The 26,911-nt window shown below is 70.2% G+C and carries 29 protein-coding genes, 1 tRNA gene and 2 pseudogenes; 16 read left to right on the top strand and 16 right to left on the bottom strand.

Annotation, left to right across the window (positions count from 1 at the left end; translation table 11 throughout):
- The first annotated feature begins 7 nt into the window (after positions 1–7).
- Positions 8–661 (top strand): hypothetical protein, encoded by a 654-nt coding sequence (locus LRS74_RS15720; RefSeq protein ID WP_277741592.1) that lies wholly within the window; start codon positions 8–10, stop codon positions 659–661.
- Positions 662–2,107: 1,446 nt separating this feature from the next.
- On the opposite strand, the gene LRS74_RS15715 is transcribed toward LRS74_RS15720, so the two are convergent.
- Positions 2,108–2,467 (bottom strand): DUF6415 family natural product biosynthesis protein, encoded by a 360-nt coding sequence (locus LRS74_RS15715; RefSeq protein ID WP_277741591.1) that lies wholly within the window; start codon positions 2,465–2,467, stop codon positions 2,108–2,110.
- Between the two features lie 119 nt (positions 2,468–2,586).
- Here LRS74_RS15715 and LRS74_RS15710 point away from each other — a divergent pair, with 119 nt between their 5' ends.
- A complete protein-coding gene (locus LRS74_RS15710; RefSeq protein ID WP_277741590.1) occupies positions 2,587–3,330 on the top strand; it encodes an XRE family transcriptional regulator in 744 nt (247 codons plus the stop codon).
- A 2-nt stretch (positions 3,331–3,332) separates the two neighbouring features.
- Positions 3,333–3,803, top strand: a complete 471-nt coding sequence (locus LRS74_RS15705; protein WP_277741589.1) for an NUDIX domain-containing protein — start codon at positions 3,333–3,335, stop codon at positions 3,801–3,803.
- A gap of 250 nt (positions 3,804–4,053) precedes the next feature.
- Here LRS74_RS15705 and cutA read toward each other — a convergent pair whose 3' ends face one another.
- The gene (gene cutA / locus LRS74_RS15700; protein ID WP_277741588.1) at positions 4,054–4,371 is read right to left on the bottom strand and encodes a divalent-cation tolerance protein CutA; all 318 of its coding nucleotides are present in this window, start codon (positions 4,369–4,371) and stop codon (positions 4,054–4,056) included.
- Between the two features lie 406 nt (positions 4,372–4,777).
- Here cutA and LRS74_RS15695 point away from each other — a divergent pair, with 406 nt between their 5' ends.
- Complete coding sequence (locus LRS74_RS15695; RefSeq protein ID WP_277741587.1) at positions 4,778–5,449, top strand: hypothetical protein; 672 nt, start codon at positions 4,778–4,780, stop codon at positions 5,447–5,449.
- Positions 5,450–5,492: 43 nt separating this feature from the next.
- Here LRS74_RS15695 and LRS74_RS15690 read toward each other — a convergent pair whose 3' ends face one another.
- A complete protein-coding gene (locus LRS74_RS15690; RefSeq protein ID WP_277741586.1) occupies positions 5,493–6,257 on the bottom strand; it encodes a class I SAM-dependent methyltransferase in 765 nt (254 codons plus the stop codon).
- 129 nt (positions 6,258–6,386) lie between these two features.
- Here LRS74_RS15690 and LRS74_RS15685 point away from each other — a divergent pair, with 129 nt between their 5' ends.
- Positions 6,387–7,157: an SDR family oxidoreductase gene (locus LRS74_RS15685; RefSeq protein ID WP_277741585.1), complete on the top strand. Its 771-nt coding sequence runs from the start codon at positions 6,387–6,389 to the stop codon at positions 7,155–7,157.
- Positions 7,158–7,292: 135 nt separating this feature from the next.
- A complete protein-coding gene (locus LRS74_RS15680) occupies positions 7,293–7,736 on the top strand; it encodes a MerR family transcriptional regulator (RefSeq protein ID WP_277741584.1) in 444 nt (147 codons plus the stop codon).
- Between the two features lie 118 nt (positions 7,737–7,854).
- On the opposite strand, the gene LRS74_RS15675 is transcribed toward LRS74_RS15680, so the two are convergent.
- A complete protein-coding gene (locus LRS74_RS15675) occupies positions 7,855–8,586 on the bottom strand; it encodes a hypothetical protein (RefSeq protein ID WP_277741583.1) in 732 nt (243 codons plus the stop codon).
- Between the two features lie 229 nt (positions 8,587–8,815).
- Here LRS74_RS15675 and LRS74_RS15670 point away from each other — a divergent pair.
- The 4 genes from LRS74_RS15670 (at position 8,816) to LRS74_RS15655 (ending at position 12,488) form a co-directional block, all read left to right on the top strand.
- Positions 8,816–8,889: transfer RNA gene (locus LRS74_RS15670), tRNA-Met, on the top strand.
- A gap of 241 nt (positions 8,890–9,130) precedes the next feature.
- Positions 9,131–9,865 (top strand): response regulator transcription factor, encoded by a 735-nt coding sequence (locus tag LRS74_RS15665; protein WP_277741582.1) that lies wholly within the window; start codon positions 9,131–9,133, stop codon positions 9,863–9,865.
- A 65-nt stretch (positions 9,866–9,930) separates the two neighbouring features.
- Positions 9,931–11,469 carry an MFS transporter gene (locus LRS74_RS15660; protein WP_277741581.1) on the top strand — a complete coding sequence of 513 codons (1,539 nt, stop codon included), beginning with the start codon at positions 9,931–9,933 and terminating at the stop codon, positions 11,467–11,469.
- Positions 11,470–11,585: 116 nt separating this feature from the next.
- Positions 11,586–12,488 carry a TetR/AcrR family transcriptional regulator gene (locus tag LRS74_RS15655; protein ID WP_277741580.1) on the top strand — a complete coding sequence of 301 codons (903 nt, stop codon included), beginning with the start codon at positions 11,586–11,588 and terminating at the stop codon, positions 12,486–12,488.
- A gap of 502 nt (positions 12,489–12,990) precedes the next feature.
- Here LRS74_RS15655 and LRS74_RS15650 read toward each other — a convergent pair.
- On the bottom strand, positions 12,991–14,703 hold the full coding sequence (locus LRS74_RS15650; protein WP_347178137.1) for an MDR family MFS transporter: 1,713 nt from the start codon (positions 14,701–14,703) through the stop codon (positions 12,991–12,993).
- Positions 14,704–14,949: 246 nt separating this feature from the next.
- Positions 14,950–15,357, bottom strand: a pseudogene (locus LRS74_RS15645) (MarR family transcriptional regulator); the annotation flags it as partial.
- A gap of 224 nt (positions 15,358–15,581) precedes the next feature.
- Between LRS74_RS15645 and LRS74_RS15640 the strand changes: the two are divergent.
- Positions 15,582–15,797: a hypothetical protein gene (locus LRS74_RS15640; protein WP_277741579.1), complete on the top strand. Its 216-nt coding sequence runs from the start codon at positions 15,582–15,584 to the stop codon at positions 15,795–15,797.
- 90 nt (positions 15,798–15,887) lie between these two features.
- On the opposite strand, the gene LRS74_RS15635 is transcribed toward LRS74_RS15640, so the two are convergent.
- Positions 15,888–16,568, bottom strand: coding sequence for a LysE family translocator (locus LRS74_RS15635; protein ID WP_277741578.1), 681 nt, complete (start codon positions 16,566–16,568; stop codon positions 15,888–15,890).
- Between the two features lie 187 nt (positions 16,569–16,755).
- Between LRS74_RS15635 and LRS74_RS15630 the strand changes: the two genes are divergently transcribed.
- Positions 16,756–17,208: an Lrp/AsnC family transcriptional regulator gene (locus LRS74_RS15630; protein WP_144383031.1), complete on the top strand. Its 453-nt coding sequence runs from the start codon at positions 16,756–16,758 to the stop codon at positions 17,206–17,208.
- A gap of 25 nt (positions 17,209–17,233) precedes the next feature.
- On the opposite strand, the gene LRS74_RS15625 is transcribed toward LRS74_RS15630, so the two are convergent.
- A complete protein-coding gene (locus LRS74_RS15625) occupies positions 17,234–17,506 on the bottom strand; it encodes a hypothetical protein (RefSeq protein ID WP_277741577.1) in 273 nt (90 codons plus the stop codon).
- A 160-nt stretch (positions 17,507–17,666) separates the two neighbouring features.
- On the opposite strand from LRS74_RS15625, the gene LRS74_RS15620 reads away from it, so the two are divergent.
- Entirely contained in the window at positions 17,667–18,005 is a 339-nt protein-coding gene (locus tag LRS74_RS15620; protein WP_144383029.1) for a hypothetical protein, read from the top strand.
- A gap of 441 nt (positions 18,006–18,446) precedes the next feature.
- Positions 18,447–18,944 carry a ricin-type beta-trefoil lectin domain protein gene (locus LRS74_RS15615; RefSeq protein ID WP_144383028.1) on the top strand — a complete coding sequence of 166 codons (498 nt, stop codon included), beginning with the start codon at positions 18,447–18,449 and terminating at the stop codon, positions 18,942–18,944.
- Between the two features lie 119 nt (positions 18,945–19,063).
- Here the strand turns inward: LRS74_RS15615 and LRS74_RS15610 are convergent, their stop codons facing one another.
- Complete coding sequence (locus tag LRS74_RS15610; RefSeq protein WP_277741576.1) at positions 19,064–19,414, bottom strand: hypothetical protein; 351 nt, start codon at positions 19,412–19,414, stop codon at positions 19,064–19,066.
- 137 nt (positions 19,415–19,551) lie between these two features.
- Here LRS74_RS15610 and LRS74_RS15605 point away from each other — a divergent pair, with 137 nt between their 5' ends.
- Entirely contained in the window at positions 19,552–20,799 is a 1,248-nt protein-coding gene (locus LRS74_RS15605) for a helix-turn-helix transcriptional regulator (protein ID WP_277741575.1), read from the top strand.
- Between the two features lie 23 nt (positions 20,800–20,822).
- Here the strand turns inward: LRS74_RS15605 and LRS74_RS15600 are convergent, their stop codons facing one another.
- The 7 genes and pseudogenes from LRS74_RS15600 to LRS74_RS15570 form a co-directional block, all read right to left on the bottom strand.
- Positions 20,823–21,302: a hypothetical protein gene (locus LRS74_RS15600; protein ID WP_277741574.1), complete on the bottom strand. Its 480-nt coding sequence runs from the start codon at positions 21,300–21,302 to the stop codon at positions 20,823–20,825.
- 430 nt (positions 21,303–21,732) lie between these two features.
- Positions 21,733–22,563, bottom strand: a complete 831-nt coding sequence (locus LRS74_RS15595; protein ID WP_144383024.1) for an RNA polymerase sigma factor SigF — start codon at positions 22,561–22,563, stop codon at positions 21,733–21,735.
- 187 nt (positions 22,564–22,750) lie between these two features.
- Positions 22,751–23,518 (bottom strand): annotated as a pseudogene (locus tag LRS74_RS33625) (RNA polymerase sigma factor SigF); the annotation flags it as partial.
- A gap of 615 nt (positions 23,519–24,133) precedes the next feature.
- Positions 24,134–24,427: a Dabb family protein gene (locus tag LRS74_RS15585; protein WP_277741572.1), complete on the bottom strand. Its 294-nt coding sequence runs from the start codon at positions 24,425–24,427 to the stop codon at positions 24,134–24,136.
- Between the two features lie 37 nt (positions 24,428–24,464).
- Positions 24,465–24,635: a hypothetical protein gene (locus tag LRS74_RS15580; RefSeq protein ID WP_277745051.1), complete on the bottom strand. Its 171-nt coding sequence runs from the start codon at positions 24,633–24,635 to the stop codon at positions 24,465–24,467.
- A gap of 302 nt (positions 24,636–24,937) precedes the next feature.
- Positions 24,938–25,399, bottom strand: a complete 462-nt coding sequence (locus tag LRS74_RS15575; RefSeq protein ID WP_277741571.1) for a carboxymuconolactone decarboxylase family protein — start codon at positions 25,397–25,399, stop codon at positions 24,938–24,940.
- Positions 25,400–25,526: 127 nt separating this feature from the next.
- Positions 25,527–26,045, bottom strand: coding sequence for a hypothetical protein (locus LRS74_RS15570; protein WP_277741570.1), 519 nt, complete (start codon positions 26,043–26,045; stop codon positions 25,527–25,529).
- 142 nt (positions 26,046–26,187) lie between these two features.
- Between LRS74_RS15570 and LRS74_RS15565 the strand changes: the two genes are divergently transcribed.
- Positions 26,188–26,871, top strand: a complete 684-nt coding sequence (locus tag LRS74_RS15565) for a TetR/AcrR family transcriptional regulator C-terminal domain-containing protein (protein WP_277741569.1) — start codon at positions 26,188–26,190, stop codon at positions 26,869–26,871.
- Positions 26,872–26,911: the final 40 nt, after the last annotated feature.

The raw sequence follows: 26,911 nt of genomic DNA, 5'->3' as shown, positions 1-26,911 counted from the left end.
CACGGCCGTGCAGATACGGATTCTAGGTTCTCGCTTTTCGAAAATGATTCTAGAGAAGTCGGGAAGGTCGCAGGAAGTGCATACTCCCATATGGGATAGCCCTCGAGAACTGGGGAACCCTCTGGCTTCGGTGGGAAATACACCTGTCGCAGTCCTGGGTGGGTTTGCTCTCACAGCCATGGTGAATGCTGCTACGCGCAAAGGGAGCGCGTGGCGAGACGTCTCGCTGCTGCTTTTCGGGGTCGCGGTAGCATCCTTCATTGTCGCGCTGCTGCTGATGACAGTTGTGGCGCAGTATCAGGCGACTCCAGAGCAGCGTCTGGGTTGGAAGCCTGAAGCTAAGTACATCCCGTCGCTTCTGGAGGAGGAGCGAAGGCTCCAGAGGGAAGATGAGTGGATGGTTGACGTCTACTCCTGGAGAATTTCTCTTGCGACGGCAATCGGCATTTTCTCGACTCTTTCTGGAGGCGTCGCCTTCCTTCTGTTTACGCAGGTTACTTGGGGAGTTCTCGCTGCTGCCTGCGTCCTTCTTTTGGCAATCATTGTTGTAATCCTTCAGAATCTTGACGTTGCTCCGCATTGGCTTTTCCCTAAGGTGGCAAGGGCTAGGCCGGTCCAATTTGCCGAACTGACGAAGAAGCAGAAGGGAATGCTCAAATAATTCAAGTGCAGATCTGCCTGGAGTGATCCCCTTATAGGTCCAGCCTGCTCGTTAGATCTTGACGTCGCAGCGGCGTCGACTGAGGGCACACAGCCCTTGCCGGTGCGGCTCACGGATCATGAGGTGTCCGCGCTCCCGGGGCGGGCCCGGAACCAAGATCTGGCCCTCGGGCGGACCAGGCCGCCCACCGGCAAGTCGCTATAGCTGCTGTTCATGCAGGCCATCGCCTCGGCGGCAGCTTCCCCGCAACCCCCTTGAAAGCCGTTGTGGCGACGGATTTCGGCGGATGCCGGTGACGGCAACGCTGACGGCAACGACGGCAGCCAGTGCCCACCACTGGCGGACGCTGAGCCCCAACAGGGAAGGCCGGCGAGGCACCCACCAGGCCCCTGCCCGAACCTACGGATCAAGAGGTTGCAGGTTCGAATCCTGCCGAGCGCGCAGCAGGCCAGAGGCCCCTTCCGGGAACGGAAGGGGCCTCTGGCGTTTGCGGTGACGGCAACGGTGACAGCAACCGCCGAGCGAGTTGGGTCAGACTGTGGCCGGGACTCCGCTCGGGCCGTCGGCGTGGCAGCGGTCCGGCCCCCCGGCGTGACAGGGAGGCGAGGAGCCGGACCGCGTGGCGGTGGAATGGACGACACCGCCACCACCTGACGTGACTTCCCCGGCCACCGGGCGATGTGGCCTCCACCTGGGAAGAGCACGTCAGGGATCAAGGGGGACCGGAGCTCGCTGGTCGACAGCGGCCCGCCGCTCTACGGAGGACTGCTCCCGGGCGAACCGCCCGGTTCGCCGTCACCGGCCGAGACCCGATCAAGAGCAGGGCCAGGACCGTCAGGAGCCAACGGCCGCGTTCGCGGGGCCAGCTCGCGAAGCCTGCGTGCCGACTGCTGCTGAAGGGCCGGATCCTCGAACCGCACCGCCGCGGCCGCGTGTTCCCGGCACTCGTCCAGACGCCGGTACAGCTCACGCTCACTCAGGTGCCGACCCCACCAACAGCTCACCGCGTCGACGGCCCGGCCGCAAACCTGCTCCACGGCCCGAGCCCACCGGACCACCCATCGCTGACCATCAACCCGGTTGGTTGCGCGGACCACGGCCTGATCCCACGGCCGGGCAGGTGCCAGTCCAGCGCCGAGTCCTTCAGGGTCGGTCACCGCCCAGTGGCGCGTCACCGTCTCGGTGAAGCGGTCGTGCTCCGGGTTACTGGCCCGATGCAGCCGCATCCACAGCTCAAACAGAGGTACCCCGTCCGTGGCCCACACCGAGCCGTCCCCACACTCGTCGCAGGTCACCTGGACCCGCAGGACAGGCGCATCCGGAGCCACATCGAAACGCAGCCGGGAAACAAGGTTGATCACGACTGCCGACCTTCCCCCGAGCGCACTCGCTGTTCGCCGCGCTCCGCCAAGATGAGGGCGACCGCCGCTCGCAGCTTCCAACGCTTCATCCGGCCTCCTCCTCGGAGGCACCCGCGTTGTTGAGCAGAAACTGGCAGGTCCGCCCCAAGTGGCGCACGTGGTCCGAGGCCGACCGCAACCCCGGGCCGAGCCCCTGGCCCACCAGGTGGGGAATGGTGTCGAGCTTGCTCCGCTTCTGGTACCACTCCACCGAGCCCCGCCACAGCTCACCGACCTGCTTCTCCGCCAGCGGCAACAGAGCCTCGATGTGCCCCCGCAGCTCAGCGTGCAGCTCGCGCAGTTCCTCGTACGGGGGCAGCGCCGAGCGCTTCACCACGGCACGGGCGATCGTCGCCTTGATCGCGTCAACGTCAATGCCAGATCGAAGAGTTCTGTCGATGCCCATGAGACGGATCATCGGTCTGAGCACCAGGACGTGGGAACCACCGCCAAACCCCACTTCGGGACGTCCCGCATCGGGTAGAACGTCCCTGGTGCCGTCCCAGGATGCAGGGAGAGACTCAGATGTCGAACGAGAGGCTACGAGCCGCCATGGCGGCCGGAGGCTGGACGTACGCCACCCTCGCAGACAAGGTCGAGGTCGACCCCAAGTCCGTTGAGCGATGGGTCAATCTGGCACGCACGCCACGTCGCACTACGGCCTTGCGAGCCGCGGAAACTCTAGGAGAAGACGTGCACGCACTATGGCCGGCGCTGCGGCAGGCGCGAGCGGCCCGCGCGGTGAGTCCCGAGCTGGTGGCGCTCTACGAGCAACGTGCAGATATCCCGGTAAGTGCGTTCGTGGACATGTTGAAGCAGGCCAGTGAGCGGATCGACGTGCTGGTGTACGCCGCCGTGTTTTTGCACGAGGCGTACCCAAGACTCAACGACCTCCTGGCGGAGCGGGCCGCGAAAGGGTGCGCCGTTCGCATCGCCATCGGTGATGCGGGCAGCATCAATGTTCAGCAGCGTGGACAGGAGGAGAGGTTTGGGCACGGCATCGAGTCCCGTTGCCGGCTTGCCCTCATGCACTACCGCTCTTTGATTGGGACACCTGGCGTCGAGGTGCGAACCCACGGCACCACCCTCTACAACTCCATCTATCGCGCAGACGACCAGGCCCTGATCAACGCCCATGTCTGGGGTGTGAACGCGTTTGCAGCTCCGGTCTGGCATCTGCGCCGGAGCGGGGAAGGCGGCATGTTCGATACTTACGTTGCAAGCTTCGAAGCAGTGTGGGAGACGGCGACACCAGTACGAGGAGAGTGAGCATGGCGCGGACCGAGTACTACGACGATCCGGAGGCTCCCAAGCCGAACAGCCTGGTGGTTGCGGCGTCCGCAGTGGTCACCGATGACGAGGGACGCATCCTGCTCCAGCGCCGACGAGACAACGACCTGTGGGCGCTACCTGGCGGCGGAATGGAGATGACCGACTCACTGCCGGGCGCAGCCATCCGTGAGGTTAAAGAAGAGACCGGCCTGGATGTCGAGATCACGGGCCTCGTCGGGACGTATACCGATCCGCGGCATGTGATCGCCTACTCGGACGGTGAGGTGCGCCGACAGTTCAACGTCTGCTTCACCGCGCGTGTAGTCGGTGGACATCTTGAGATCTCCGACGAGTCAACAGAGCTCCAATTCGTTAAGCGTGAAGAGCTAGACGACCTACCTATGCATCACACGCAGCGTCTGCGTCTGCGTCACTATATGGAGCGCCGCGTAAGCCCTTACCTTGGATGACGAGACTTGCGCTAAGGAATTGAAAGGGCCTACACCTAGCGCAAGTTAACCGTTGCCATCCCAGCCTTGGAGGACGCTTTGGCCCGGTACGACGACACCCGGGCTCGGGACAAGGCGCTGTACCTGTCATGGCTGGCTGCGGCGTACCTGGACGCGGGGAGGTCGAGCACTCGAGCCCGTCTGATGGCCAAGCGGCTGGAGCCCCACCGGTCCCTCACCCCGGTCGGCGCACTACTGGAGCGTGCGAAGGCTAGCGGGTGGCCCGGGTGATCCAGTCCAGGTACTCCGCACGGCCGGCATCGATCGTGAACGCGATGACCTCCGGCGAGTCGTAGGGGTGGTTGTCCACCAGGTGCTTCTCCAGTGCCTCGCGCCGGTCACCGGTCGTACGGAACGTCACCTGATACTCGGTGCCCTCTGAAACTTCGCCGAGGTGGCGGTACGTCGTCTCGATGGGCCCGGTCACCTGCCCGGAAGCGGCTAGGCTCGCCTCCACCGCCGAGCGCGACAGCGTCCGCGCAGCGTCCTGATTGTCCACGGTCGTGATTACGATCAAGAAGTCAGCCATGGGGGCAACGTATCCGCCCCATGCATCGCGCCCATATGGCGCCGGCGGACCAGGTGTGGACCACCGGAGGCCCCGAGGGGCCCGAAGGGCTCTGGCGTTTGGGTGACATCCGAACTGACATCAACCGCCGGGCTACGTGTCAGGCGATGGCCGGGACTCCGCTCCGGCCGTAGTAGCCGGCCAGCGTGACGCGGATGGGGCTGTGCCCGAGGGCTTCCATGATTGTTCGTGCGTCGGCTCCACGCTCGGAATCGCGCCCTGGGGCGTCCGGATGACGCCGCCTCAACGCACAGGCAGCCGGTCATCCCGGGGATCGCACCCTCGATGAGACCGGTTGGAGTGATGATCAAATCCTGGGGTTGACTGTACGCATCCAAGTGAGGGCCCGATGGTGAGGGAGCTGGGCGTGTCCAAGTGGGTGCGGGGGGCCGTGGCGGGTGTGGCGCTGATGGCGGTGCTGACCGGTTGTGGGGACGAGGACAAGGGCGGCGGCAGCTCGGGACAGGGCGTCACCGGGGGAGCGTTCGGTGGCGGGAAGAAGTCGGCGTCCGGTATCAGCAGCACGCAGCAAGTGGGTGAGGCGCTGCCCAGCGAGCGCAGCCTCGGCGGTGGGTGGAAGCTGATGAACCAGCCCAGACTGCGCGACAGCGCGGAGACCGCCAGCGCATGCCAGCAGTACACCGGGACTGCCTGCACCGGGGTGTTGGCCGGAGGCGAGAGCAAGTTCATTTCGGACAGCCAGGACTCGACCACCATCTTCGCGGATTTCTCGATATACGCGGTCGACTCCCCGGAGAACGCGAAGGTGCTCTACCAGGCGATACAGACCTCGTCGAGGCAGAAGGCCTCCGAAGATTTCGAGGAGCTGTCGTTTGACCTGGGGGCCGACGAGTCCTACTCCTACTCCGACTTCGACGGACCTCACGCGATCGTGCGTGTCGGCGGCGTTCTTGCTCTCGTCGAGTTGCGGAGCGAGGACCTCGAGGAAGGCTCCAAGCTGGAAACGGCTGAGCACCTCGCCATAGAGGAGGTCGAACGGATCAGGAAGGTCGCGGCGGGCGAGAACCCCGACGCCTGACCCGCGTCGGTCGGGTCGCCCCCAGCCGGCCTTGGCCCCCGCGTCAGGCCGGCTTGCGGGCCTCGATCAGGAAGCGGGTGGTGTGCGCCAGGAACGGGCCCTCGGACCGGATCCGGTCGTGCAGCTCGCGCAGTCGGTCCCGGTACGCGTCGACCGTGAAGCCCGGCACCATCCAGATGACCTTCCGCAGGAAGTAGATCACCGCGCCGATGTCGTGGAACTCGGTGCGCAGCGACTCCGCGCGCAGATCGACGACTTCCAGCCCGGCCGCCTCGGCGGCCCGGCGGGCGTCGTCGGGGTGCCGGCGGCGGCGGACCTCCTCCGGCTGGGGGCCGAGGAAGTACTCGACCAGCTCGAAGACGCTGGCCGGGCCGACCTGCTGGGACAGGTACGTGCCTCCCGGGCGGAGGACGCGGGCGATCTCCTCCCACCACACGGTCACCGGGTGCCGGCTGACCACCAGGTCGAACGCCTCGTCGGCGAAGGGCAGCGGCGGCTCGTCCTCGTCGCTGACGACGACCGCCCCGAGCGGATGCAGCAGCCGCGTCGCCTTGGCGACGTTCGGGGGCCAGGACTCCGTGGCGACCGTCAGCGGCGGCAGCTTCGGCACGCCCGCCAGCACCTCTCCACCGCCGGTCTGGATGTCCAGCGCGGCCGAGGCCCGTGCCATCCGCTCGCCCATCAGGCGCTGGTAGCCCCATGACGGGCGCTCCTCGGTGGCCCGGCCGGCCAGCCAGGAGAAGTCCCAGCCCTCCACCGGGGCCGTCTCCGCCTCCGCCACCAGATCTTCAAACGTGCTGCCTGCCATAAACGCATCGTCGCAGCTCAGCCCCCGTATCCGCGAGCGGAATTCCCCCGGCGCCCGTCGGCGGACCGGCTCCGTACGCGGTCCGGCGCTTGACCTTGACACTGGCGGCAGGGTTTCAGGCTTGCGCACATGAACCACACGAGCGAGAGCGACAACACGCTGCGCGGCAAGGTCGCCGTCGTCACCGGGGCCGGTACCGGGATCGGCCGCGCCACGGCGCGGGACCTGGCGGCCGCGGGCGCGCGGGTGGTCGCGGTGGGGCGCCGGCCCGGGCCGCTGGCCGAGACCGCCGACGGCTTCCCCGGCATCCACCCGCTGGCCGCCGACATCACCGCCGACACCGCCCCGGACGACATCGTGCGGAGCGTGCTGGACACCCACGGCAGGCTCGACATCCTCGTCAACAACGCGGGGATCGTGCGGGGCGGCACCTTCGGCGGCGTCACCCGCGAGCTCTTCGAGACCCAGTTGGCGACCAACCTCATCGCCCCGGCCCTGCTGACCCAGGCCGCGCTGCCCGCGCTCGAGGCGGCCGGCGGAGTGGTCGTCAACGTCAGTACGGCGGTGGGGCAGCGCGGCTGGCCGGGCGGGTGGGTCTACGCCTCGACCAAGACGGCCCTCGAACTGCTCACCCGCAGCTGGGCGGTGGAGCTCGCCCCGCGCGGCGTACGGGTGGTGGCCGTCGCCCCCGGAGCCATCGAGACCCCGATCGCCGACCACTCCGGTTTCACTCCCGAGGAGCGCACGGCCACCCGCGCCTGGCAGATCGCCCACACCCCGCTGGGCCGCGTCGGCGGCGCCGAGGAGGTCTCCTGGGCCATCACCCAACTGGTTTCGCCAGGCGCGTCGTTCGTGACCGGCGTGGTCCTCCCGGTGGACGGCGGCGCCGTAGTCGGCTGATCGCCCCGATCGCCCCGATCGCTCCGGTAGCCCCGATCGCTCCGGTCACCCCGATCTCCCCGGTCGCGGAGGCCGTGGAGAGTCCGACCCCCCGGTCCCCGCGCCTGGTAGAAACGGGGCCCGGAGGTGGGACGGTTGCGGATCGGGGAACTCGCACGGGTGACGGGGGTGACCCCGCGTGCCCTGCGCCACTACGAGCAGGCCGGGCTGCTCAGCTCCGAGCGGGGGCACAACGGCTACCGGGACTACCCCGAGCGGGCCGTCCGGCGGGTGCGCAACATCCGCTACCTGCTGGATGCCGGGCTCACCCTGGAGGACGTGAGCTGCTTCCTCCCCTGCCTGGACGGCGACCTCGCCAAGGGGCCCGTCGGAGCCACGGGTCTGAACGTCGCGCGCAACCGGCTCGCCGTCCTGGACGCCCGCATCGCCGCCCAGACGCGGGTACGGGACCGGCTGGCGAGCGCCCTGCGCGCGGCGGACGCCGGCGAGCCGGACGCCGGCGAGCCGGACGCTTCCGTGCTGGACCCGTCGGACGCGTCGGACGACCCGTCGGGGCCGCCGGTCGGGTCACGGGCCTGATCTGACCCCGCCCACAGGGTGCACAGGGAGCCGGAGGGCCCGTCTCGCGTCGACGGGCCCTTTCGGCGTCAGGGCGCGCCACCGCGCCGCCATGACAGCGCGTCAGCGCGCCACCGCGTCAACGCCTCTTCGTGCCCTTCGACGTCTTCGAATTCTCGGTGCCGGCCCCACCCGTCGAGCCGGCCCCGCCGGTCGAGCCCGTCGTTCCGCCCGTGGTGCCCTTCTTGCTCTTGGAATCCTTCGCCTCCGTCACCTTCCAGAAGACGGGCTCGGTGTCGTAGTCGCCGCGGTAGAGGACGACGGACGGGGTCTCGCTCTGGGGGAGGAGGAAGACGGTGCAGAGGGTGGCGGTGGCGCCCGCGGTGAACTCGTCGGGGTCCTTGCCCGGGCAGGGGGTGACCTCGTTGCCGATGGTGACCGGGGACTTGGCGTCCTCGCCGCGGCTGTCGCGCAGGTCGACCGGGGAGGTCAGGAAGGGGTACGTGATGGTGTTCTTGCCGATGTTCTTGAAGTCGAGGGTGACGTAGTACGGCTGGAGCTTCCGCTCGGCGGCGTCCAGCTTCACCGCGCCCAGGTCGGCTTGCGACCCCTGCTTCACGCTCGTCGCCGCCACCTGGAGCGTGGCCTTCTTGTCCGAGCCCCGCTTGTACGTGAGCGGGGTGGCCTCGCCCAGCTCGAGGGTCTTGCCGGCGTCGCTGTCCACGGCCTTGCTGGGCGTGGGCTTGGGCTGCTGGCTGGGCGACTGGTCGGCGCCCTGACCGCCTTCGGCGAGGTTGTCGTTGCACGCGGTGCCGAGCAGGGCGAAGCTGGTCGCGCAGACGAGGGCGGCGGCGGAGCGGCGTATGTGCATGGAAGGGATCCCCGTGGTGATGTGTGCGTGAGCGGGCCGATGCGCGCAGGGCAGACGGTTCTGGTGGGGGCGTGCGCGATCTTGTGCGGTACATCTTGGCGGGCCGGATGGCATGGTCATGCATAAAGATCCGTCCGCAGCGAGGCTGGGACTGTGCCGTTGCAAAGTAACGTCGCCGGAAACCCGATTTCCCCTCACCGGCCCAGTGCCGTATGGTTGTGCCTACCGACGCGGGGTGGAGCAGCTCGGTAGCTCGCTGGGCTCATAACCCAGAGGTCGCAGGTTCAAATCCTGTCCCCGCTACTGAAGCGAAGGGCCCGGCACATGAGTGCCGGGCCCTTCGTCATGCCCGGTGTCTTCGGCCGTGCCGGGGTTTCTCGCCCGTGCCTCGTGCCCGCACCCCGTGTCTCCTGCCTCGTGCCCGCGCCCCGTGCGTGCCTGTGCTTCGTGACCCGTGTCACGCCTGGCGGTGCGCCGTCGTCTTCTCAGCCGATTCACAGGTGGGGGCAAGGAAGTTCTCACCCGGCCCGCACAGCCTGGGGGCATGAAGACGACCTCGCCCCAGGGGCGTTCCGAGCTGTCGCGGTCCGACGGAGGTCCCGTCCGGCTGCTGGTGGTGGACGACGGTTCGGCGCTCACCGACCTGCTCTCGACGGCCCTGCGTTACGAAGGCTGGGAGGTGCACACGGCCGACGACGCCGCCGAGGCGCTGCGCGCCGTACGGGAGCGGCGCCCGGACGCCGTCGTGCTCGATGTCACGAGCCCGGGCGCGGCCGCCGACCTGCCGACCCGGCTGCGGCACGCGCGGCCCGGGGTGCCGGTGCTCTATCTCGTGGCCAAGGACGCGGCCGCGGAGCGGTTCGCCGGGTTGACCGCCGGCGGCGACGACTGTCTCGCCAAGCCGTTCGCCCTGGAGGAGGTGGTGGCCCGGCTGCGGGCCCTGCTGCGCAGGTCCGGCGCGGCCGCCGCACGGAGCGCCGCTTCGCTGATCGTCGGCGACCTGGTGCTGGACGAGGACAGCCGCGAGGTGTCGCGGGGCGGCACGGAGATCCACCTCACCGCCACCGAGTTCGAGCTGCTGCGCTACCTCATGCGCAACCCGCGGCGGGTGCTCAGCAAGGCGCAGATCCTCGACCGGGTCTGGAGCTACGACTTCGACGGCCGGGCCAACGTCGTCGAGCTCTACATCTCATACCTGCGGCGCAAGGTCGACGCCGGGCGTAGCCCGATGATCCACACCCGGCGGGGGGCGGGATATCTGATCAAGCCGGCCGGTTAGGCCGGCCGACCGAGCCCCTGTACGGTGTATGGCGATCCACCTCGTACACCGTATAGGGAGCCCGCATGACGGCGGTGCCAGCAGAGACCACCACCGCCGCGCCGGATGCGGCACCCCCGGACGGGGGCCATCCGCAGCGCTGGCTGATCCTGGGCGTCATCTGCCTCGCCCAGCTCACCGTGCTGATCGACAACACCGTGCTGAACGTCGCCATCCCCTCCCTCACCGAGGAGATGGACGCGTCCACCGCGGACATCCAGTGGATGGTCAACGCCTACTCCCTGGTCCAGTCCGGTCTGCTGCTGACCGCCGGCAGCTCGGCCGACCGCTACGGCCGCAAGAAGATGCTCGCCATCGGGCTGGCGCTGTTCGGTCTCGGCTCGCTGGCGGCCGGACTCTCGCAGACGACGGAACAGCTGATAGCCGCCCGCGCCAGCATGGGCGTCGGCGGGGCGCTGCTGCTCACCACCACGCTCGCCGTCGCGATGCAGATCTTCTCCGCGGAGGAGCGGATCCGGGCGATCAGCGTCTGGGCCGCGGTCAACGCCCTGGGCTTCGCCACCGGGCCGCTGCTCGGCGGGGTGATGCTGGACCACTTCTGGTGGGGTGCGATCTTCCTGGTCAACCTGCCGGTGGTGGCGATCGGACTGGTCGCCGTCCTGGCGCTGGTGCCGGAGTCCAAGAACCGAGAGGGCGACCGGCCGGACCTGGTGGGCGCGGTGCTCTCCACCGTCGGCATGGTCGGGGTCGTCTACGCGATCATCTCCGGCCCGGAGCACGGCTGGACCGCCGCCCCGGTGGTCGCCGGCGGCACCCTGGGGCTGCTGGTCCTCGGCGGCTTCGTCCTGTGGGAGCGCCGGGTCCCGTACCCCATGCTGGATCTGCGCTTCTTCCGCGACCGTCGGTTCTCCGCGGCCGTGGTCGGCGCGGTCGTCATCACCTTCGGCATGGGTGGGGCGCTCTTCCTGCTGACCCAGCAGCTCCAGTTCGTCCGCGGCTACGGGCCGCTGGAGGCCGGGCTGCGGACGGCGCCGCTCGCGCTCACCATCGTGGCGCTCAACTTCACCGGGATCTCCGCGCGGGTCACCCGCCTGCTCGGCCTGCCGGGCGCGCTGTGCACCGGGATGACGCTGATCGCGGTGGGGCTCACCGACGTCGCCTTCCTCGGCGGAGCGGGCCATGGCTACGGCGGGCTGCTGCTCGGCCTGGTGCTCATCGGCGCGGGCTGTGCCTTCGCCAACCCCGCGATGGCGGAGGCGATCATGAGCGCCATCCCGCAGGAGAAGGCGGGCGTGGGCGCGGGTGTCGACGGCACGGTGGTGGAGTTCGGCAACGGACTCGGCGTCGCCGTCCTCGGCGCCGTCCTCAACGCCCGCTTCGTCGCGCTGCTGCCCGCCGTCGCCGCCGGTGCCGGCTCGCTGCCCGCCGCGCTCGAGTCGACGGATGCGGGGAGCGCGGACCGGGCGGCCGTCGTGGACGCCTTCGCCTCCGGGCTCCAGACCAGCCAGCTGGTCGGTGCGGCCGGGGTGCTGGTCGGCGGGGTGCTGTCGGCGCTGCTGTTGCGGCGCGCCCAGCGGCTCTCGGCCGCGACGCCCGCGGAATAGCATCGTTTACGTAGCGCGGGAACAGGACGAGCACGACCAGTACGACCAGTACGACGAGCACCACCAGCACGACGAGCACGACGCACCGCAGCGGCGTCGGAGAAGGGGAGCGCGCCTTGGCAACCGGCCGCCGCGTCAGCCGCCCGCGTATCAGTGTCTGGCTCGCGGAGCGCCCGGCCTCCCGGCGCAAGCCGCACCAGGCCCCGGCGCCGGAGCGGGGGGCGGTCCGCGCTCCGGACCAGGGTCCGGGCCGCGAGGCCGCGCAGGGCGCCACCGACCAGGGGGTCACCGACGGGACCGGCCAGGGTGGCGCCGAGCAGATGGGCACCGAGCAGGCGGCCGGGCTCGATCTCGACCGGATCGTCGGGGCCACGGTGCGGCTGCTCGACGCCGAGGGGCTGGCGAAGTTCTCCATGCGCCGCCTCGCGGCGGAGCTCGGCGTCACCGCGATGTCGGTTTACTGGTACGTCGACACCAAGGACGACCTGCTTGAACTCGCCCTGGACGCGGTCAACGGCGAGATGGCCCTCCCGGACCCGACGGACGAGTCGGCCGACTGGCGCGACCAGCTGCGCCAACTCGCCGTCGAATACCGTCGGCTGCTCCTGGCGCACCCCTGGGTGTCCCAGCTGACCGGCCAGTTCATCAACGTGGGCCCGCACTGGCTCGCCTTCTCGAACGCGACGCTGCGCGTGATGGGTCGCAGTGGACTGCCCATGGAGGGGCGCACCGGCGCGATCGCCGCCGTCTTCCAGTTCGTCTACGGCTTCGCCACCAACGAGGGCCTGTTCGACGCCCGCTGCAAGGAGGCGGGGATGGAGATGGACGACTACTTCAAGCACATCATGACCACCATCCGGGCCCGCCCGGAGTTCGCCGAGCCGCTGGCCGAGCCGGCGCGGGTGATGGAGGCACGCGGCGGCAGCACCCTCCAGGAGATGCGCGAGCGGGACTTCGCCTTCGCCCTCGACACGGTGATCGCCGGCATCGAGGCGATGCGGGACCGCGGCGGCCGCTGACCCGAAGCGGTCGGTGTGGGGCAACGTCCGTATGACGCCGCGCGTATGACGCCGTCGGTGTGACGCCGCGCGTGTGCGACGCCGTTCGTGTGAGGCCGTGCGTACGCCGCCGCCCGTGTGACGCCCGTCGTATGACGCCGCGGGTGTGCGACGCCGTCCCTATGACGCGGTGCGTACGACGCCGTCCGTACGATCCCGCTCGTATGACACCGCCCGTACGACGGCGGGGGGCATCGTACGGGCGGTGGCTCGGTGCGGCCACGATGCGGCGTGCGCGAGTCCGGGCGGCGGCGGGCAGGCCGTCCCCTGCCCGGCCCGCCACCGCCGGGACCCACACTCCGGAACCGTCCGTGGCCGAACCGGTCCCGGGCCGGATCCGGGGCGCGTCTCCGCTCATCGCGCGCTCCGGACCCGGGGTCTTGTCACTCTCTCCCCGAGGCTTTCCGGGCTCTCCTCAAGGCGTGTCGGTCTTCTCCGAGGCGTGTCGGCCTCTCCTCGCGGGTCAGTCCTCGGTGCGGGTGAGCGCGGGCCGCCGGCCCTGCCCGTCCGCGGTCGCAGTCTGAACCTCACCGGCGGAGTCCCGCTGGACCTCGGCGCCCTGCCGGGTCCCGGAGCCCGGCTGGATCCCCGGGCCGCCCTTGAGCGCGACCTCCTTGATGAACATCGAGACGATGAAGGCGATCAGCGCGGCCGGCGCGGCATACAGGAAGACGTCGCCGATGCCGTGCCCGTAGGCGCTCTCGAAGACCTCGCGCAGCGGTGCCGGGAGCTTGTCCAGGTCCGGGATGCCACTGCTGGAGCCGTGGCCCGCCGCTGCCGCGCCCGCCGGGCCGAGGGCGGTCAGGCCGTCCTTGACGTAGTCGGTGACGCGGTGGGCGAGCACGGCGCCGAGCGCCGAGACGCCGACCGCGCCGCCCAGCGAGCGGAAGAAGGTCACCACGGAGCTGGCGGCGCCGAGGTCCTCGGGGGCTACCTGGTTCTGCGTGGCGAGCACCAGGTTCTGCATCATCATGCCGATGCCGAGGCCCAGCAGCGCCATGTAGACCGCGGTCTGCCAGTACGGGGTGTCGTAGCGCAGGGTGCCCAGCAGCCCGAGGCCGGCGGTCACCAGCGCGCCGCCCGCGACCAGCCACGCCTTCCAGCGGCCGGTCTTGGTGATGGACCGGCCGGAGACGGTCGAGGAGACGAAGAGTCCACCGATCATCGGGATGGTCAGCACGCCGGACATGGTCGGCGACTCGCCGCGCGCCAGCTGGAAGTACTGGCTGAAGAAGACCGTGCCGGCGAACATCGCCACACCCACGAAGAGGGAGGCCAACGAGGCCAGGGCGATGGTCTTGTTGCGGAACAGGCGCAGCGGGATGATCGGCTCGCTGGCCCTGGACTCCACCAGGACGAAGATCGCACCGAGGGCGATCGCGCCGCCGACCATGGCGTAGGACTGCCAGGAGATCCAGTCGTAGTCGTCGCCGGCCAGCGTCACCCAGATCAGCAGCAGCGAGACGGCGGCGCTGATGAAGAAGGCGCCGGCCCAGTCGACCTTCACGTCCCGCTTCACGACGGGCAGCTTGAGGGTCTTCTGCAGCACGATCAGCGCGATGATCGCGAAGGGCACGCCGACGTAGAAGCACCAGCGCCAGCCGAGCCAGTCGGTGTCGGTGATCACGCCGCCCAGCAGCGGGCCGCCGACGGTCGCCACCGCGAAGGTGGCGCCGAGGTAGCCGCTGTATCGGCCGCGCTCGCGCGGGGAGATCATCGCGGCCATGACGATCTGGGCGAGCGCGGAGAGGCCGCCGACGCCGATGCCCTGGACCACGCGGCAGGCGATCAGCATGCCGGTGTTCTGCGACAGACCGGCCACCACCGAGCCCGCGACATAGATCACCAGGGCTATCTGGACCAGCAGCTTCTTGCTGAAGAGATCGGAGAGCTTGCCCCACAGCGGGGTGGCGGCGGTCATCGACAGCAGGGCGGCGGTGACCACCCAGGTGTAGGCGGACTGGCTGCCGTGCAGATCGGTGATGATCTCCGGCAGGGCGTTGGAGACGATCGTGGAGGACAGGATCGCCACGAACATGCCGAGCAGCAGCCCGGAGAGTGCCTCCATGATCTGCCGGTGGGTCATCGGGGCCTCGGGGTCGCCCTCGTGGCCTCCGGCGTGGGCGGGGCGCCCCGCGGGTCCCCGCACACCGCCGTCCGGTGTGGTCGTCGCCATGAACTTCCTTTGCGTGTGCGAGTGCTAGGTGTGTGCGGGTGTACGGGTCGCGGGTGTGGCCGGCCGCCGTGCGCCGGCCGTCGTGCCGGCGGGGCCGGTGGCCGTGCCGGCCGTCGTGCCGGCGGGGCCAGGCGCCGTGCCGGCCGCCGTGCCAACGGGGCCAGCCGACGTGACAGCGGGCCCGGGTGCGGCCCCGGCCGCGGGCTCCGTCGCCGCGCGGCCCGTCGTCGCCTCCGCGAAGCCGGCGCGCAGCCGGACCAGCAGTTCGTTGAGCCGGCCGACGTCGTCGTCCGACCAGTCGCCGAGGCGGTCGGCGAGCACGTCGACGTAGCGCGCGGTGACCTGGGCGAGCAGCGCCTCGCCGTCGGCGGTCGCGCGGAGCAGCCGGGACCGCCCGTCCTGGGGATCGGGGAGCCGCTCGATCCAGCCGCGCGCCTCGATATGCGCGACATGGCGGCTGGTGACGGAGATGTCGATGTCCAGCAGCTCGGCGAGTTTGCTCATGCGCATGTCGCCGTAGCGGTCGAGCAGCATGAGGGTCACCACCGATGCCGGCGGGCAGTCGGACGGCAGGAACCGACCGAGTCCGCGCTTGATGCTACCGATCGCGCTCAACTGTCGTGCGAGTTCCTCGTACTGGCCTCGTGCCGCCATGGTCGTCCACCTCCCGTCGAGGGCCGTCGTCGCGGCTAATAGGTTGCTTAGGGCAACCGTAGCCCTAGTTAGTTGCTACAGGCAAACGAAAAGTGGCTTTGCTGAGTAAATTGCGGACAAAGGCTGGGTCGGGGTGGGGTCAAGGCGGCGGGTGATCCGACCGCTGACCGGGCGGAAGCCCCGGGACTGGGCGATCTTGAGGGTCTTCGCTAGGGTCGGGCCCCATGGCGAACAACCCCCATGGCCCCGAGGGCAACTACGACCCGGCGGGCAGCACGCAGATGTTCCGCGCCTTCGTCGACGAGGGCGGCCAGCAGCAGCAGGGAGGCCAGCGTCGACAGGCGGCGGCGACCTCCGGCGGCCCGCGCCTCGGCGTGATCGTCGGCGTGGTCGCCGCGATCGCCGTGGTCGCGGCGGTGGCCTGGCTCGCGCTCAGCTGATTTCGCGAGCTGATTTCGACGCGAGCTGATTTCCGCGAGCTGTTTTCGCGAGTTGGTTCCGCGAGCGTCCGCGGCCGGCCGGCCGGCCGGTCAGCCGGCCGCGGCCACCTGCTCCACCAGCAGGAACGCGCCGATGGCCAGCATCATCACGCCGGCGGTGCGGGTGACCACGCGGGCCGCCGACGGCCGGGTCCGCAGCACGGTGCGGGACAGCATGCCGATCGAGAGATAGACGACGGCGCAGTTGGCGGTGTGCAGCGCCCCGAGCAGCCCGGTCTGGGCGGCGACCGGCCAGCCCGCGCCGGGGCTGATGAACTGCGGCAGCAGCGAGAAGTAGAGCAGCAGTCCCTTGGGGTTCAGCCCGCTGATTCCGGCGCCCTTCCACACGGCCTGCCAGGGCGTGGCCGCCAGCGCGACCACGCCGCCGGCCCCGCCCCCGGTCCCCACGGCGGCACCCGCCGACCCCGCGGCCCCCTCGCCCACGGGGTCGGCCGGCGGCGAGGACAGCACCTGCCACCCCAGCCAGCACAGATAGCCGGCCCCGACCACCGTCAGCACGGTGAGCAGGCTCGCCGACTGCGAAACGAGCAGGGCCAGCCCGCACAGCGCCAGTAGGGTGTGGGCGGCGTACCCGGCGACCAGCCCGGAGACCGCGGGCACCACCGAGCGGTCCCGCAGCCCCGCGGTGATCGTGTACGCCCAGTCCGCGCCCGGGGTGCAGACCAGCAGCAGATCCACCGCGAAGAAGGCCGCTACCGCGCCCACGTCCATGCCGTGCTCTTCCTCTCCGTACCGTTGCGTTCCGTAGCGTTGTGTCGCGTTCCGGACTTCTCCGGACCCTTGGGAACGGCTCCGGGCCGTCGTCGAAGGACGGCACCGAGGAAGATTAGGCTTATTTACGCCAAATATGTTTCCAACATCTACCCGCCACCGGGGGAACTGGGGAAGGATCTGCCCCATGGACGCCCTTGACCGCAAAATCCTTGCCGAGCTTCAGCAGGACGGCCGGCTGACGGTGACCGAGCTGGCCGCGCGAGTGCAGCTGAGCGTCTCGCCCTGTCACCGCCGCCTGCGCGACCTGGAGCGCACGGGAGCCATCCGCGGCTACCGGGCGGTCGTGGACCCGGTCGCCGTGGGCCTGACCTTCGAGGCGCTGGTCTTCGTGCTGCTGCGCCAGGTGGACCGGGCCGCCGTCGCCGAATTCGAGCAGGCCGTGGCCGAGGTCCCGCAGGTCGTACAGGCCCAGCGGCTGTTCGGCGACCCGGACTATCTGCTGCGCGTCGTCACCGCCGACCTCACGGCCTTCCAGCGCCTCTACGACGAGCAGTTGGCCGCCCTGCCCGGCGTGCACCGGATGAACTCCACCCTCGTGATGAAGCAGGTGGTCAGCGACCGTCCGCTGCCCGGGTGAGCCCCGGTGCCCCGCGGCGCGGGCGCTATTCGGGGTCGTGGATCTCGAAGCCCACCTTCTTCAGCAGCGGGTCGATGACGGTGCGCAGGGCCCTGAGCCGGGCGCCGCACTCGTCCTCCCGGTACCGCGACTGGTACCAGGTGTCCTCGGCGTTCATCTTCTCCTCGACCGTCCTGCGGTCGGCCTCCTCGAGCTCCCTGAAGTGCGCCGTCTTCAGGAAGACCACCATGCTGTCGTAGTAGTGCACATAGGCCCCGACGTCGTGGTGGGGGTCGTGGTCCTGGTCCTCGGTGGCCATGCGCGGTCCCTTCGTGTGGTGTGCCGCTTCTCGTGTGGTGTGCGGCGTCGCGTCCGCCCGCGACGGTGGCCAGTGAAACCGGTGCGCGTGCGACAGCTCACGATGACTCGCCGTCGAGTCCTCGCGCTGAGCCGTTCGTGGCCGCGAAAAGATGTGGACCATGACCTACGAGCTCCCCGCCGTGATCGCCGACATCGCCGACGCCGAGAAGCAGGCCACCCGCTCCGAACTGACCAGGTTGGACCTGGGCAAGGCCACCGGACCGACCCGCTACGAGATCGCCTTCACCTATGACCCGGAGGGCAAGGGCCTCGGGGTGATCGCCCGCTTCGGGGCCGACACCCCGGTGCCCATCCCGGCCGTGGGTCAGACGGTGCACGTGTACGGCCATGGTCCGCTCACCGTCCGCAAGGTCGACACCGACTACGAGGTCAACGAGGAGCACGGCGGGCTGTACGTGGCCGCGACCGTGGACGTGACCCTGCCGGACGAGGACTGACCGCCGCGGGGCGGGCGGCGCGGAATGTCTCTTCTACGCGACTATCGGCGCGACTATCGGACATGAGCGCTTCGCAGGGATCGCGCCGTCCCGCCCCGTGCGTGGTGTGCTGCCCTGGCTTGAACCCAGTGCCCGGTATGCGCCCGCGCCAGGGGCGCCACCTTTGTATACGCGCCGCCGCCCGCGGCGTTGCGGTGAAATGCGGCCAACGACGGGCTGGCCGCTTTTGCGTACTTGCCCGGCCCGCGGTTTCTGCGGGAATGCGGATGCTTGAAAACTCCACTTTCATTTCGGTGCGCTGACCTGATCCGGCCCTACCTCCCCGGTGCGCCGGCCCCTAGGGTTTCCGGCGAGGCGAAAGCCTCGGAAATTCGCACTGCATTCCGCACCTCAAATTCCGCGTTGTGTGGGCCCCCGCGGTTCACACGAAAGGGAGGGAACGTGGCGAGAATCAGGAAGACCGCAGTCGCCGTGTCCGCCGCCGCCCTGCTCGGCGCCGGCATGCTGGCCGCCGGAACCCCCGCGTCGGCCGCCCCGACGGGTCAGACCGACGTCTGGTACACCTTCCAGAACGTCGCGAGCGACCTGAACCTCGACGCCTTCGGCAACGGCAACGTCCTGTCCTGGACCGCCGACAGCTCGGGCACGCAGGACTTCTACCTGCGCGACGGCAGCCTCCCCGGCTACCAGCTGGAGAGCAAGTACTACCCCGGTCGCTGTGCCACCGCCAAGGGCGCCGACAAGCAGATCACGCTGGAAATGTGTAACTCCAACGTTCAGGCGCAGTACTTCGACTACGACCTGAAGGACTCCGGCTCCACCTTCGCGAGCCGCAAGTTCCGCAACAACTGCATCACCGACGAGGGCGACCGTAATTCCGCCATCCTCCGGCACTGCACCTGGGCCGACAACCAGGTCTACCTGGCCCTGGCGTACTAACGCCACAGCGCGGCCATTCCGCGCCCCCGGACCGCTGATTCCGGGGCCGTGACACTTGGCTCCCCCGAGGCCCGCGCGAAGAAATTCGCCGGCCCCGGGGGAGTCCCACGTCCACCGCGCTACCCGATTCCGAACCGCCTCCGCGCGGCCCGCCGCCACTCCGCGGGCCCGTCGTCCTCCCCGCCGTCGTATACGGGGGTCGGCAGCCGGTCGCCACGACTCTCGGCGACCCGCAACGCGTTGCGCAGCGCCACGGTGAGGCAGTCGCCGAGGAAGTGCAGCGCGCGGGCGTCCGTCTTCGCGTCCCTGAGCATCTCGTCGGCGGTGCCCAGCAACTGCGCCCCCGCCGCCAGCTGGACCGTCTCCAGCTCGTCCGCGAGCCGCCACAGGTGCCCCGTCCCGTCCCCCACCAGATAGCAGGGCTTCCCGTCGGGCCCGTTCCAGGGCAGCAGCCGGGGTCGCTGGCTCATGTCGCCTGTCTCCTCTCACGTCGCCTCTTTGTGTGCCCGCCCGCCGGCGAGCGGTGTGCGGGCACGCATAGACCGTGGCGGGTGAGGCGGACGTTCGCCCATCCCAGGGCCCTATAGGCGCGCCCTATATTGGGCCCATGGAGGGTCACTCTGTGGATGTGTGGGATCACCCTCGGCTCGTCGTGGCGGTCGGCCGTGAGGACTGGGGTGCCGTCCTCCGGACGTACCGGGAGCTCATGAAAGTCAGTCAGACGAGGGTCGGCCAGCGGGTCGGGCTCGCGCAGCCGGAGGTGTCCGACATCGAGCGCGGTCGGCGACGGGTCACCTCCCTGGAGGTACGACAGCGGATCGTCGACGGGCTGGGGGTGCCCGGACGGTTGCTGGACGGCCGCGCCCCCGCGGCGGCGGGGCCGGTGGCGGGCATGCGTCTGGACGGAGCGGCGCCGGACACGGATCTGCTGGACCGCGTCGTCGGGGTGGTCGCCGGTGGTCGGCGCGTGGACGCCGCGACCCTGGACTGGCTCGACCGGCTCCTCGCGGAGCATCGCCGCGCGGAGGACGTCATCGGCTCGCGGCCGCTCGTCGACGTGATGCGGCAGCAGCTGCGCACCGTGGTGGAGCTGCACGCCGGGGCGCGCGGCGCGCTCGCGGACCGGGTGGTCCGGCTGGCGGCCGAGCACGCGCAGTTCCTCGCCTGGATGGCCCAGGACCAGGACGACGCGGCCACCGCCCTCGCCTGGTACGACCGCTCCCATGAATGGGCGCTGGAGGCGGGCGACGCCGACATGGCGGCCACGACGCTCAACATGAAGGCGCACATGGCCTGGTCCAAGGGGCGGGCCACCCGGTGTGTGCGGCTGGCGGAGGCGTCGCGCTGGTCCGCGCCCGGCACCTCACTCGGCGTGCAGGGCATGTCCGCCCAGATGGCGGCCCGCGGCCACGCCCTCGGCGGGTCCGCCGCCGACGCCGTGCGCCTGATGGACGAGGCGCAGGAGCTGATCACCCGCGCCGCGGAGCGACCCGGCGACGAGCCGCCGTGGCTGTACTTCTACGACGAGAACTGGTTCACCCTGCAACGCGGCATGGCCGACATCCACCTGCGCGCCTGGCAGTCGGCCATCACCCGGCTCGGCACCGGGCTCGACGCCCTGCCCGACGGCTATCGCCGGGACAAGACCTGGTACCGGTCCTGTCTGGCCCACGCGCTGGCCGCCGCGGGCGAAGGCCCCCAGGCACTGAAGGTCGCCCTCCACTGCCTCCCGGACGCGGCCGCCGTGGGCCGCCCCCACTCGTGGAACGAACTGCACACCACCGCGGCCGTACTGCTGCGCCGGGGCGCCCGGGAGGGACGGGAGCTGACCGCCGCCCTGGCGGAGCTGGACTGAGCCGACGGCCCGGTCCGCTCCCGTCACCGCCAGTCGGCGGTCACCTCGCGGGTCTCCACATGCATGCCGAGGGGCACCCGCCAGGCGTCGACGCACACCTCCCAGGTCGGTTCCTTGCGTTCGCCGGGGGCGATGGGGGTGGGGAGATCCGCCGTGGACTCGACCGTCGACCAGTCGGTGCCGAGCAGGTCGACGATGTGCGTCGCGAAGGTGAGGGTGCCGGAGCGGACGGGGGAGCCGCCGGTGTTGTGGAGGGCCAGGGTGACCTTCTCGCACCAGCGGTCGGCGGCGGGGGCGCGTTCGGGGTCGCCGAGGGAGAGGGCGGCGGGGCGCGGGCTCGGGGGTGGGGTCGAGGGACGCGGGTGCGGGCGCGGCGGGGTGGGGCTCGGGGCGGGGGACGAGGGCGACGAGGGCGAACGAGGGCGACGACGGCGGGGAGGGGGGCCCGGGCGGCCGAGGGGCGTCGGTGCGGGGCCGGCCGGGGGCGGACGGTCCGGGCCCACGGGACGCGGAGGTGGCCGGGGCCGGGGCGGCGGTGGCGTCGGCGCTCGGCTCGCCGCCCGACGCCGTGTCGCGGCCCGACGGGGGCGCGGCGGATCGGCGGGGGGAGTCGACACCGCGCGTCGAGGGGCCGACCGGCTCGGCGCTGCCGCGGGCCGGGGCGCCGTCGAGCGGGCTCAACTCCACCCGGCCGGTGGGTGGGACGCGACGGGCCGGGGCGGCGGCGTCCAGAGGGAGGCGACCGTCCCCCGCCCCACCGGCGCAGCCGCTCAGCAGGGTGGCGCCCACACACAGCGCGGCCGCCGAGGCGGTGATCGTCGATCCTCGGCGGCCTGGCGCGCGGCCTGTCCGGCATCGTCGCATGGCGGACAGTGTGTATGACGGAGTGTCAGATGTATAGAAGAAGAGAAGAGGTGGGGCTGGACCGAAGACTCAGTCGGAGATGAGGCCCTCGCGCAGCTGCGCCAGGGTCCGCGTCAGCAGCCGTGAGACATGCATCTGGGAGATCCCGACCTCTTCGCCGATTTGCGACTGCGTCATGTTGGCGAAGAAGCGCAGCATGATGATCTGGCGCTCGCGCGGCGGGAGTTTGGCCAGCAGCGGCTTGAGCGACTCGCGGTACTCCACCCCCTCCAGCGCGCTGTCCTCGTAGCCGAGTCGGTCGGCCAGCGAGCCCTCGCCGCCGTCGTCCTCAGGGGAGGGTGAGTCGAGCGACGACGCGGTGTACGCGTTGCCCACCGCGAGCCCGTCGACGACGTCCTCCTCCGACACCCCGAGCGCCGTGGCGAGTTCGGTGACGGTGGGGGAGCGGTCGAGTCGCTGGGAGAGCTCGTCGCTCGCCTTCGTCAGCGCCAGGCGCAGTTCCTGGAGCCGCCGGGGCACCCGCACCGACCAGCTCGTGTCGCGGAAGAAGCGCTTGATCTCGCCCACGACGGTCGGCATCGCGAAGGTCGGGAACTCCACGCCCCGCTCGCAGTCGAAGCGGTCGATCGCCTTGATCAGACCGATCGTGCCGACCTGGACGATGTCCTCCATCGGCTCGTTCCGGCTGCGGAAACGCGCCGCCGCGTACCGCACCAGAGGGAGGTTCAACTCGATGAGGGTGTCACGCACATAGGTGCGTTCCGCGCTGTCCCGGTCGAGGGCGGCGAGCCGCAGGAACAGTGAGCGGGAGAGGGTGCGGGTGTCGATGGCGTCGCAGTCGTCAAGCACGTGCGGTGCGTCGTTGGTGAGCACCTTCGAGCTGCCCAGTTCTGCGGACATGCCACCCCCTTGAGGTCGCGGACGGATCTCAGCAGCGCTCTGTGCGTCGAGCGCAGCCTCCCCCTGAATACCGGAGGTCGGGCCACGGCAAACGCGGTTCCAGCAGAATGTCACATGTCGGCAACACGCTGTAGCGCCATATCGACATTCCGTCCCGGAAACCGGGGGTCGTGGTCACCCGCAGCGGTTAGGACTCGATCCGATTTGCGGACCGAAGTCGGGCGAAGCTCCGCGACAGCAGCCGGGAGACGTGCATCTGAGAGACCCCCAGCTCCGCACTGATCTGCGACTGCGTCAGATTGCTGTAGTAACGGAGCAACAGGATGCGTTGCTCGCGCTCCGGCAGTTGCACGAGGAGGTGACGTACGAGGTCGCGGTGCTCGACCCCGGCCAGCTCCGGGTCCTCGTAGCCGAGCCGGTCCAGCAGCCCCGGCAGCCCGTCACCCTCCTGGGCCGCCTCCAGGGATGTCGCGTGGTACGAGCGGCCCGCCTCGATGCAGGCGAGGACGTCCTCCTCGCTCAGCCCGAGGCGCTCGGCGATCTCCGCGGTGGACGGGGAGCGGCCGTGTTGCACCGTCAGGTCCTCGGTGGCGCTGTTCACCTGGACCCACAGCTCGTGGAGTCGGCGGGGCACATGCACCGTCCGGACGTTGTCGCGGAAGTAGCGCTTGATCTCGCCGACGACGGTGGGCATGGCGAAGGTCGGGAACTGTACGCCCCGCTCCGGGTCGAACCGGTCGATCGCGTTGATCAGCCCGATGGTCCCGACCTGGACGACGTCCTCCATCGGCTCGTTGCGGCTGCGGAAGCGGGCGGCGGCGTATCGGACCAGCGGCAGGTTCGCCTCGATCAGCGCGTCCCGTACGCGATTGTGCTCGGGGGTGCCGGGTTCGAGGGTGGACAGTTCGGCGAAGAGCACCTGGGTGAGCGCTCGCGCGTCGGCGCCGCGGCTCTTGGGCGTGGTGGGGGGCGGGGTGTCGGCGGCCTCGCCGGGGGCGGCGCCGGCGCCGGGGCTGGGGGCGGGAGCGGGGGTGGGAGCGGGCGTGGGCCGCCCGGCGTCGGTGTGGCCGACGACGGCACCCGCGGCGGCGCGGTCCCGGACCTCGTGGTCCGGGGCGTCGTGGTCCGGGGTTTTGGAGTCCGGCGTCTCGTGGTCCGGGGTTTCGTGGTCCGCGGTTTCCGCGTCCTGGGTTTCGTGGTCCGCGGTTTCGGGGTCCGCGGTTTCGTGGTCCGCGGTTTCGGGGTCCGCGGTTTCGGGGTCCTGGGTCTCGCGGTTCCGGGCCTCGGGGTCCGGGGTCTCGCCGTCACGGGCACCGCGGCCGCGGTCGCCGGGCGGCTGGTCCGGAGTGTCGCTCGGGGGTGGCGTTCTGGGCGCAGTACGGGCCGACACGGTCACGCCACCCTTCACTGTCCTCCACTCACCCGTCAAAAGCGGTCATAGCATCACAAGACATGTGCACTGTGTGCAAGCACCGCATAACGCCGTGTTGGTGGTATGAAAGAACCCCTCGCCACGCGGCGAGGGGCCGATGCCCGATCGGGCGGCGGGGTGCGCTCGGGTCGCGGGGTCTCAGACCTCGTAGTCGGCGATCACCCAGGTGGCGAACTCGCGCCACTGCGCGGCGGCCGCCTGGTGCGCCGGGTGTTCGAGGTAGCGCTTGAGCGCGTCGCGGTCGGCCACGGCCGAGTTGATCGCGAAGTCGTAGGCGATCGGCCGGTCCGTGATGTTCCAGGCGCACTCCCAGAACTGCAGCTCGGGAACGGTCCCGTCGAGCGCACGGAACGCCTCGACGCCGGCGGCCACGCGCGGCTCGTCGCGCGCCACTCCGTCGTTGAGCTTGAACAGGACCAGATGGCGTATCACTGGCTGACCTCCGTGATGGAACGCGACCGGTCGCCGGTCAGCTGATCAGCGCGGTCATGAAATCGCCGATGCTCTTCGCGGCGTCGGATATGCCCTCGAACCCTACCTGGACCAGCTCGGCCGCCCGCTCAGGGGTTTTGATGATCGTGTAGAGCACGAAGACGACGAGCCCGTAGAGCACGATCTTCTTGGCCTGTGCCAACCCCATCCCGTGCCGCCTCCCCAGCGAGTCCCGTCGATCACGATCACGATCGCGTGAGTCTATCCACACGTATGGCCGATCCGGGGGAACGCTTGAGCGGCGCGGCCGCGTTGCTCCCAACCGCTGCGGGGCGCAGCCGCCTTGGCGGCGGAGGGCGCGGAGGGCGCGGGGGCACGGCGGCCGCGGAGGCGTCGAGCCCCGGCCGTGAGTTGCGGGCGTGGCGCGCGAAGGCCCGGCTCGCGTGAGCCGGGCCTTTCGCGTCGCGGCGTGTCGGCGGCGGGGGCGTCCCCCCGGTGCCGTCGGTGCCGTCAGCCCCAGACGGTGCCCGCGGGCTCCTTGATGGTGGCGTTGATGCGGTTGAACATGTTGGTCACGCCGATGAGCAGGATGAGCGCGGAGAGCTCCTGCTCGTCGAAGTGGTCGGCGACCTCGTCCCACAGCTCGTCGGAGACGGCTACGTCGGAGCGGTCGGCGATCCGGGTGACGGCCTCGGTCAGCTGGAGGGCGGCGCGCTCGGCGTCGGTGAAGAACGGGGCCTCGCGCCAGGCGGCGACGGCCGCGATCCGCTCCGAGCCGGCACCGGCCTTGGCCAGGTTCTGGGTGTGGGAGTGGACGCACGCGCTGCAGCCGTTGATCTGGCTGGCCCGCAGGCCGACGATCTCCTGCAGTTCGTGGGGGAGGCCGCCCTGGTTGATCGCCTTGAAGAGGCTGCCCACGCCCTTCATCGCGTCGGCCAGAACGAACGCCGGGTTCTTCATCCGTGCCTGCATGATGCGTCTCCTTCTTCGTCGGTGGTGGCGGTGGTTTCCGGCCGTTCTCGCCGGCGCCTACACATCACTGACGGAGCTCGGGGCGGGAGTGTGACGGCTGGCGGTGTGACGTGGGTCACTGTCGCTGTCAGGCGGTGAAGAGGGTGGCGAGGGCGACGGCGGAGGCGCCGAAGACCACCACGTGGCGGGCGTTCTGCAGGATCCACACCCAGGAGGGGAAGCCGGCCTCGGCCGCCTTGAGGAGGGCGGGCACGTCGATGCGCGCCAGCATCGGGTCGCCCTTACGGGCGAAGGCGGCCTGCACGGACCGGGTGGCGGTCAGGTTGCTGTAGAGGATGACGACGTTGATGGCCAGCACGATCGACTGGAAGACCCAGGTCAGCGGGTGGGACCAGGAGTGGTCGGCGAAGTTGAAGGCGGCCACGCCCGCCATCACCGCGGCGATCGAGACCGGAGCCCAGGTCTCGTGGCCGCCGGCGTCGAACCGCATGCCGTTCTCGGCCAGCACCGTGGGCCGCACGCCCTGGCGCCGCAGCTCCGCCTCGGCGCCCGCGGTCGCGACGGCCCCGTAGCGGGAGCGCACCAGCGGAATGCTCAGGAAGGCGGCGGCGACGAGCAGCTGCAGGACGGCGATGAGCGTGTTCATGGTCGGTCTCCCTCGTCGGGCGCCCTCCGGCGCCGCTCGGCTTGAACTAAGTACAAGACGAAGGTAGAGCATCACTTGAACTAAGTGCAAGGGATCTCCTGTACTTTGTACAAGTCGGGTTCGACTGGCCTATCGTGAGCGCATGCCGCGCGACACGCTGACCAAGGAACAGATCGTCCACACCGCCATCGAGCTGCTCGACGAAGAGGGCCTGGAAGGTCTGAACATGCGCAGCCTCGGCAAACGGCTGGGGAGCGCCGCCACCGCCGTCTACTGGCACGTCAAGAACAAGGACAACCTCATCCTGCTCGCCGGCGACCACGTGTGGGACGAGATCGAGCTGCCCGATCTCGCCGCGGTCGACTGGCGCACGGCCGCCACCCGGATGGCCACCAGCCTGCACGCGATGCTCGGCCGGCATCCCTGGCTGGTGCAGGCCATCGGGACCCATCTGCTGTACGGCCCGGGCAAGGCCCGGCACGACGACCACAGCCTCGCCATCTACGAGGCCGCCGGCTTCGCCGGCCCCGCCGCCGACCGCGCCGCCGCGACCGTCTTCACCTTCGTCCTCGGCAGCGTCCTCGGCACCTCCGCCAACGCCTCGCTCGCCAGAAAGCTGGGCCGCGACGGCGGCGACGCGGAGGAGGAGCTGCGGGAGACCATGGCCAAGGCCAGCGAGATCGCCATGCGCTTCCCCCGCCTGCGCGCCCGCCTCGAAACCCCCGCCGCCGACTACAACGCCTCGCCCGAGCAGACCTTCGAGTACGGCCTCCACGCCCTCCTCGACGGCCTCGAAGCCCAACTGGCCTCCCACGACCGGGTCTGACGGAGAAAGACGCGACGGCGGACGACGCGACGTACGGAAG

The organism is Streptomyces sp. LX-29, assembly GCF_029541745.1.
GTDB lineage: Bacteria > Actinomycetota > Actinomycetes > Streptomycetales > Streptomycetaceae > Streptomyces.
This window is presented reverse-complemented; position numbering and strand designations above follow the sequence as displayed.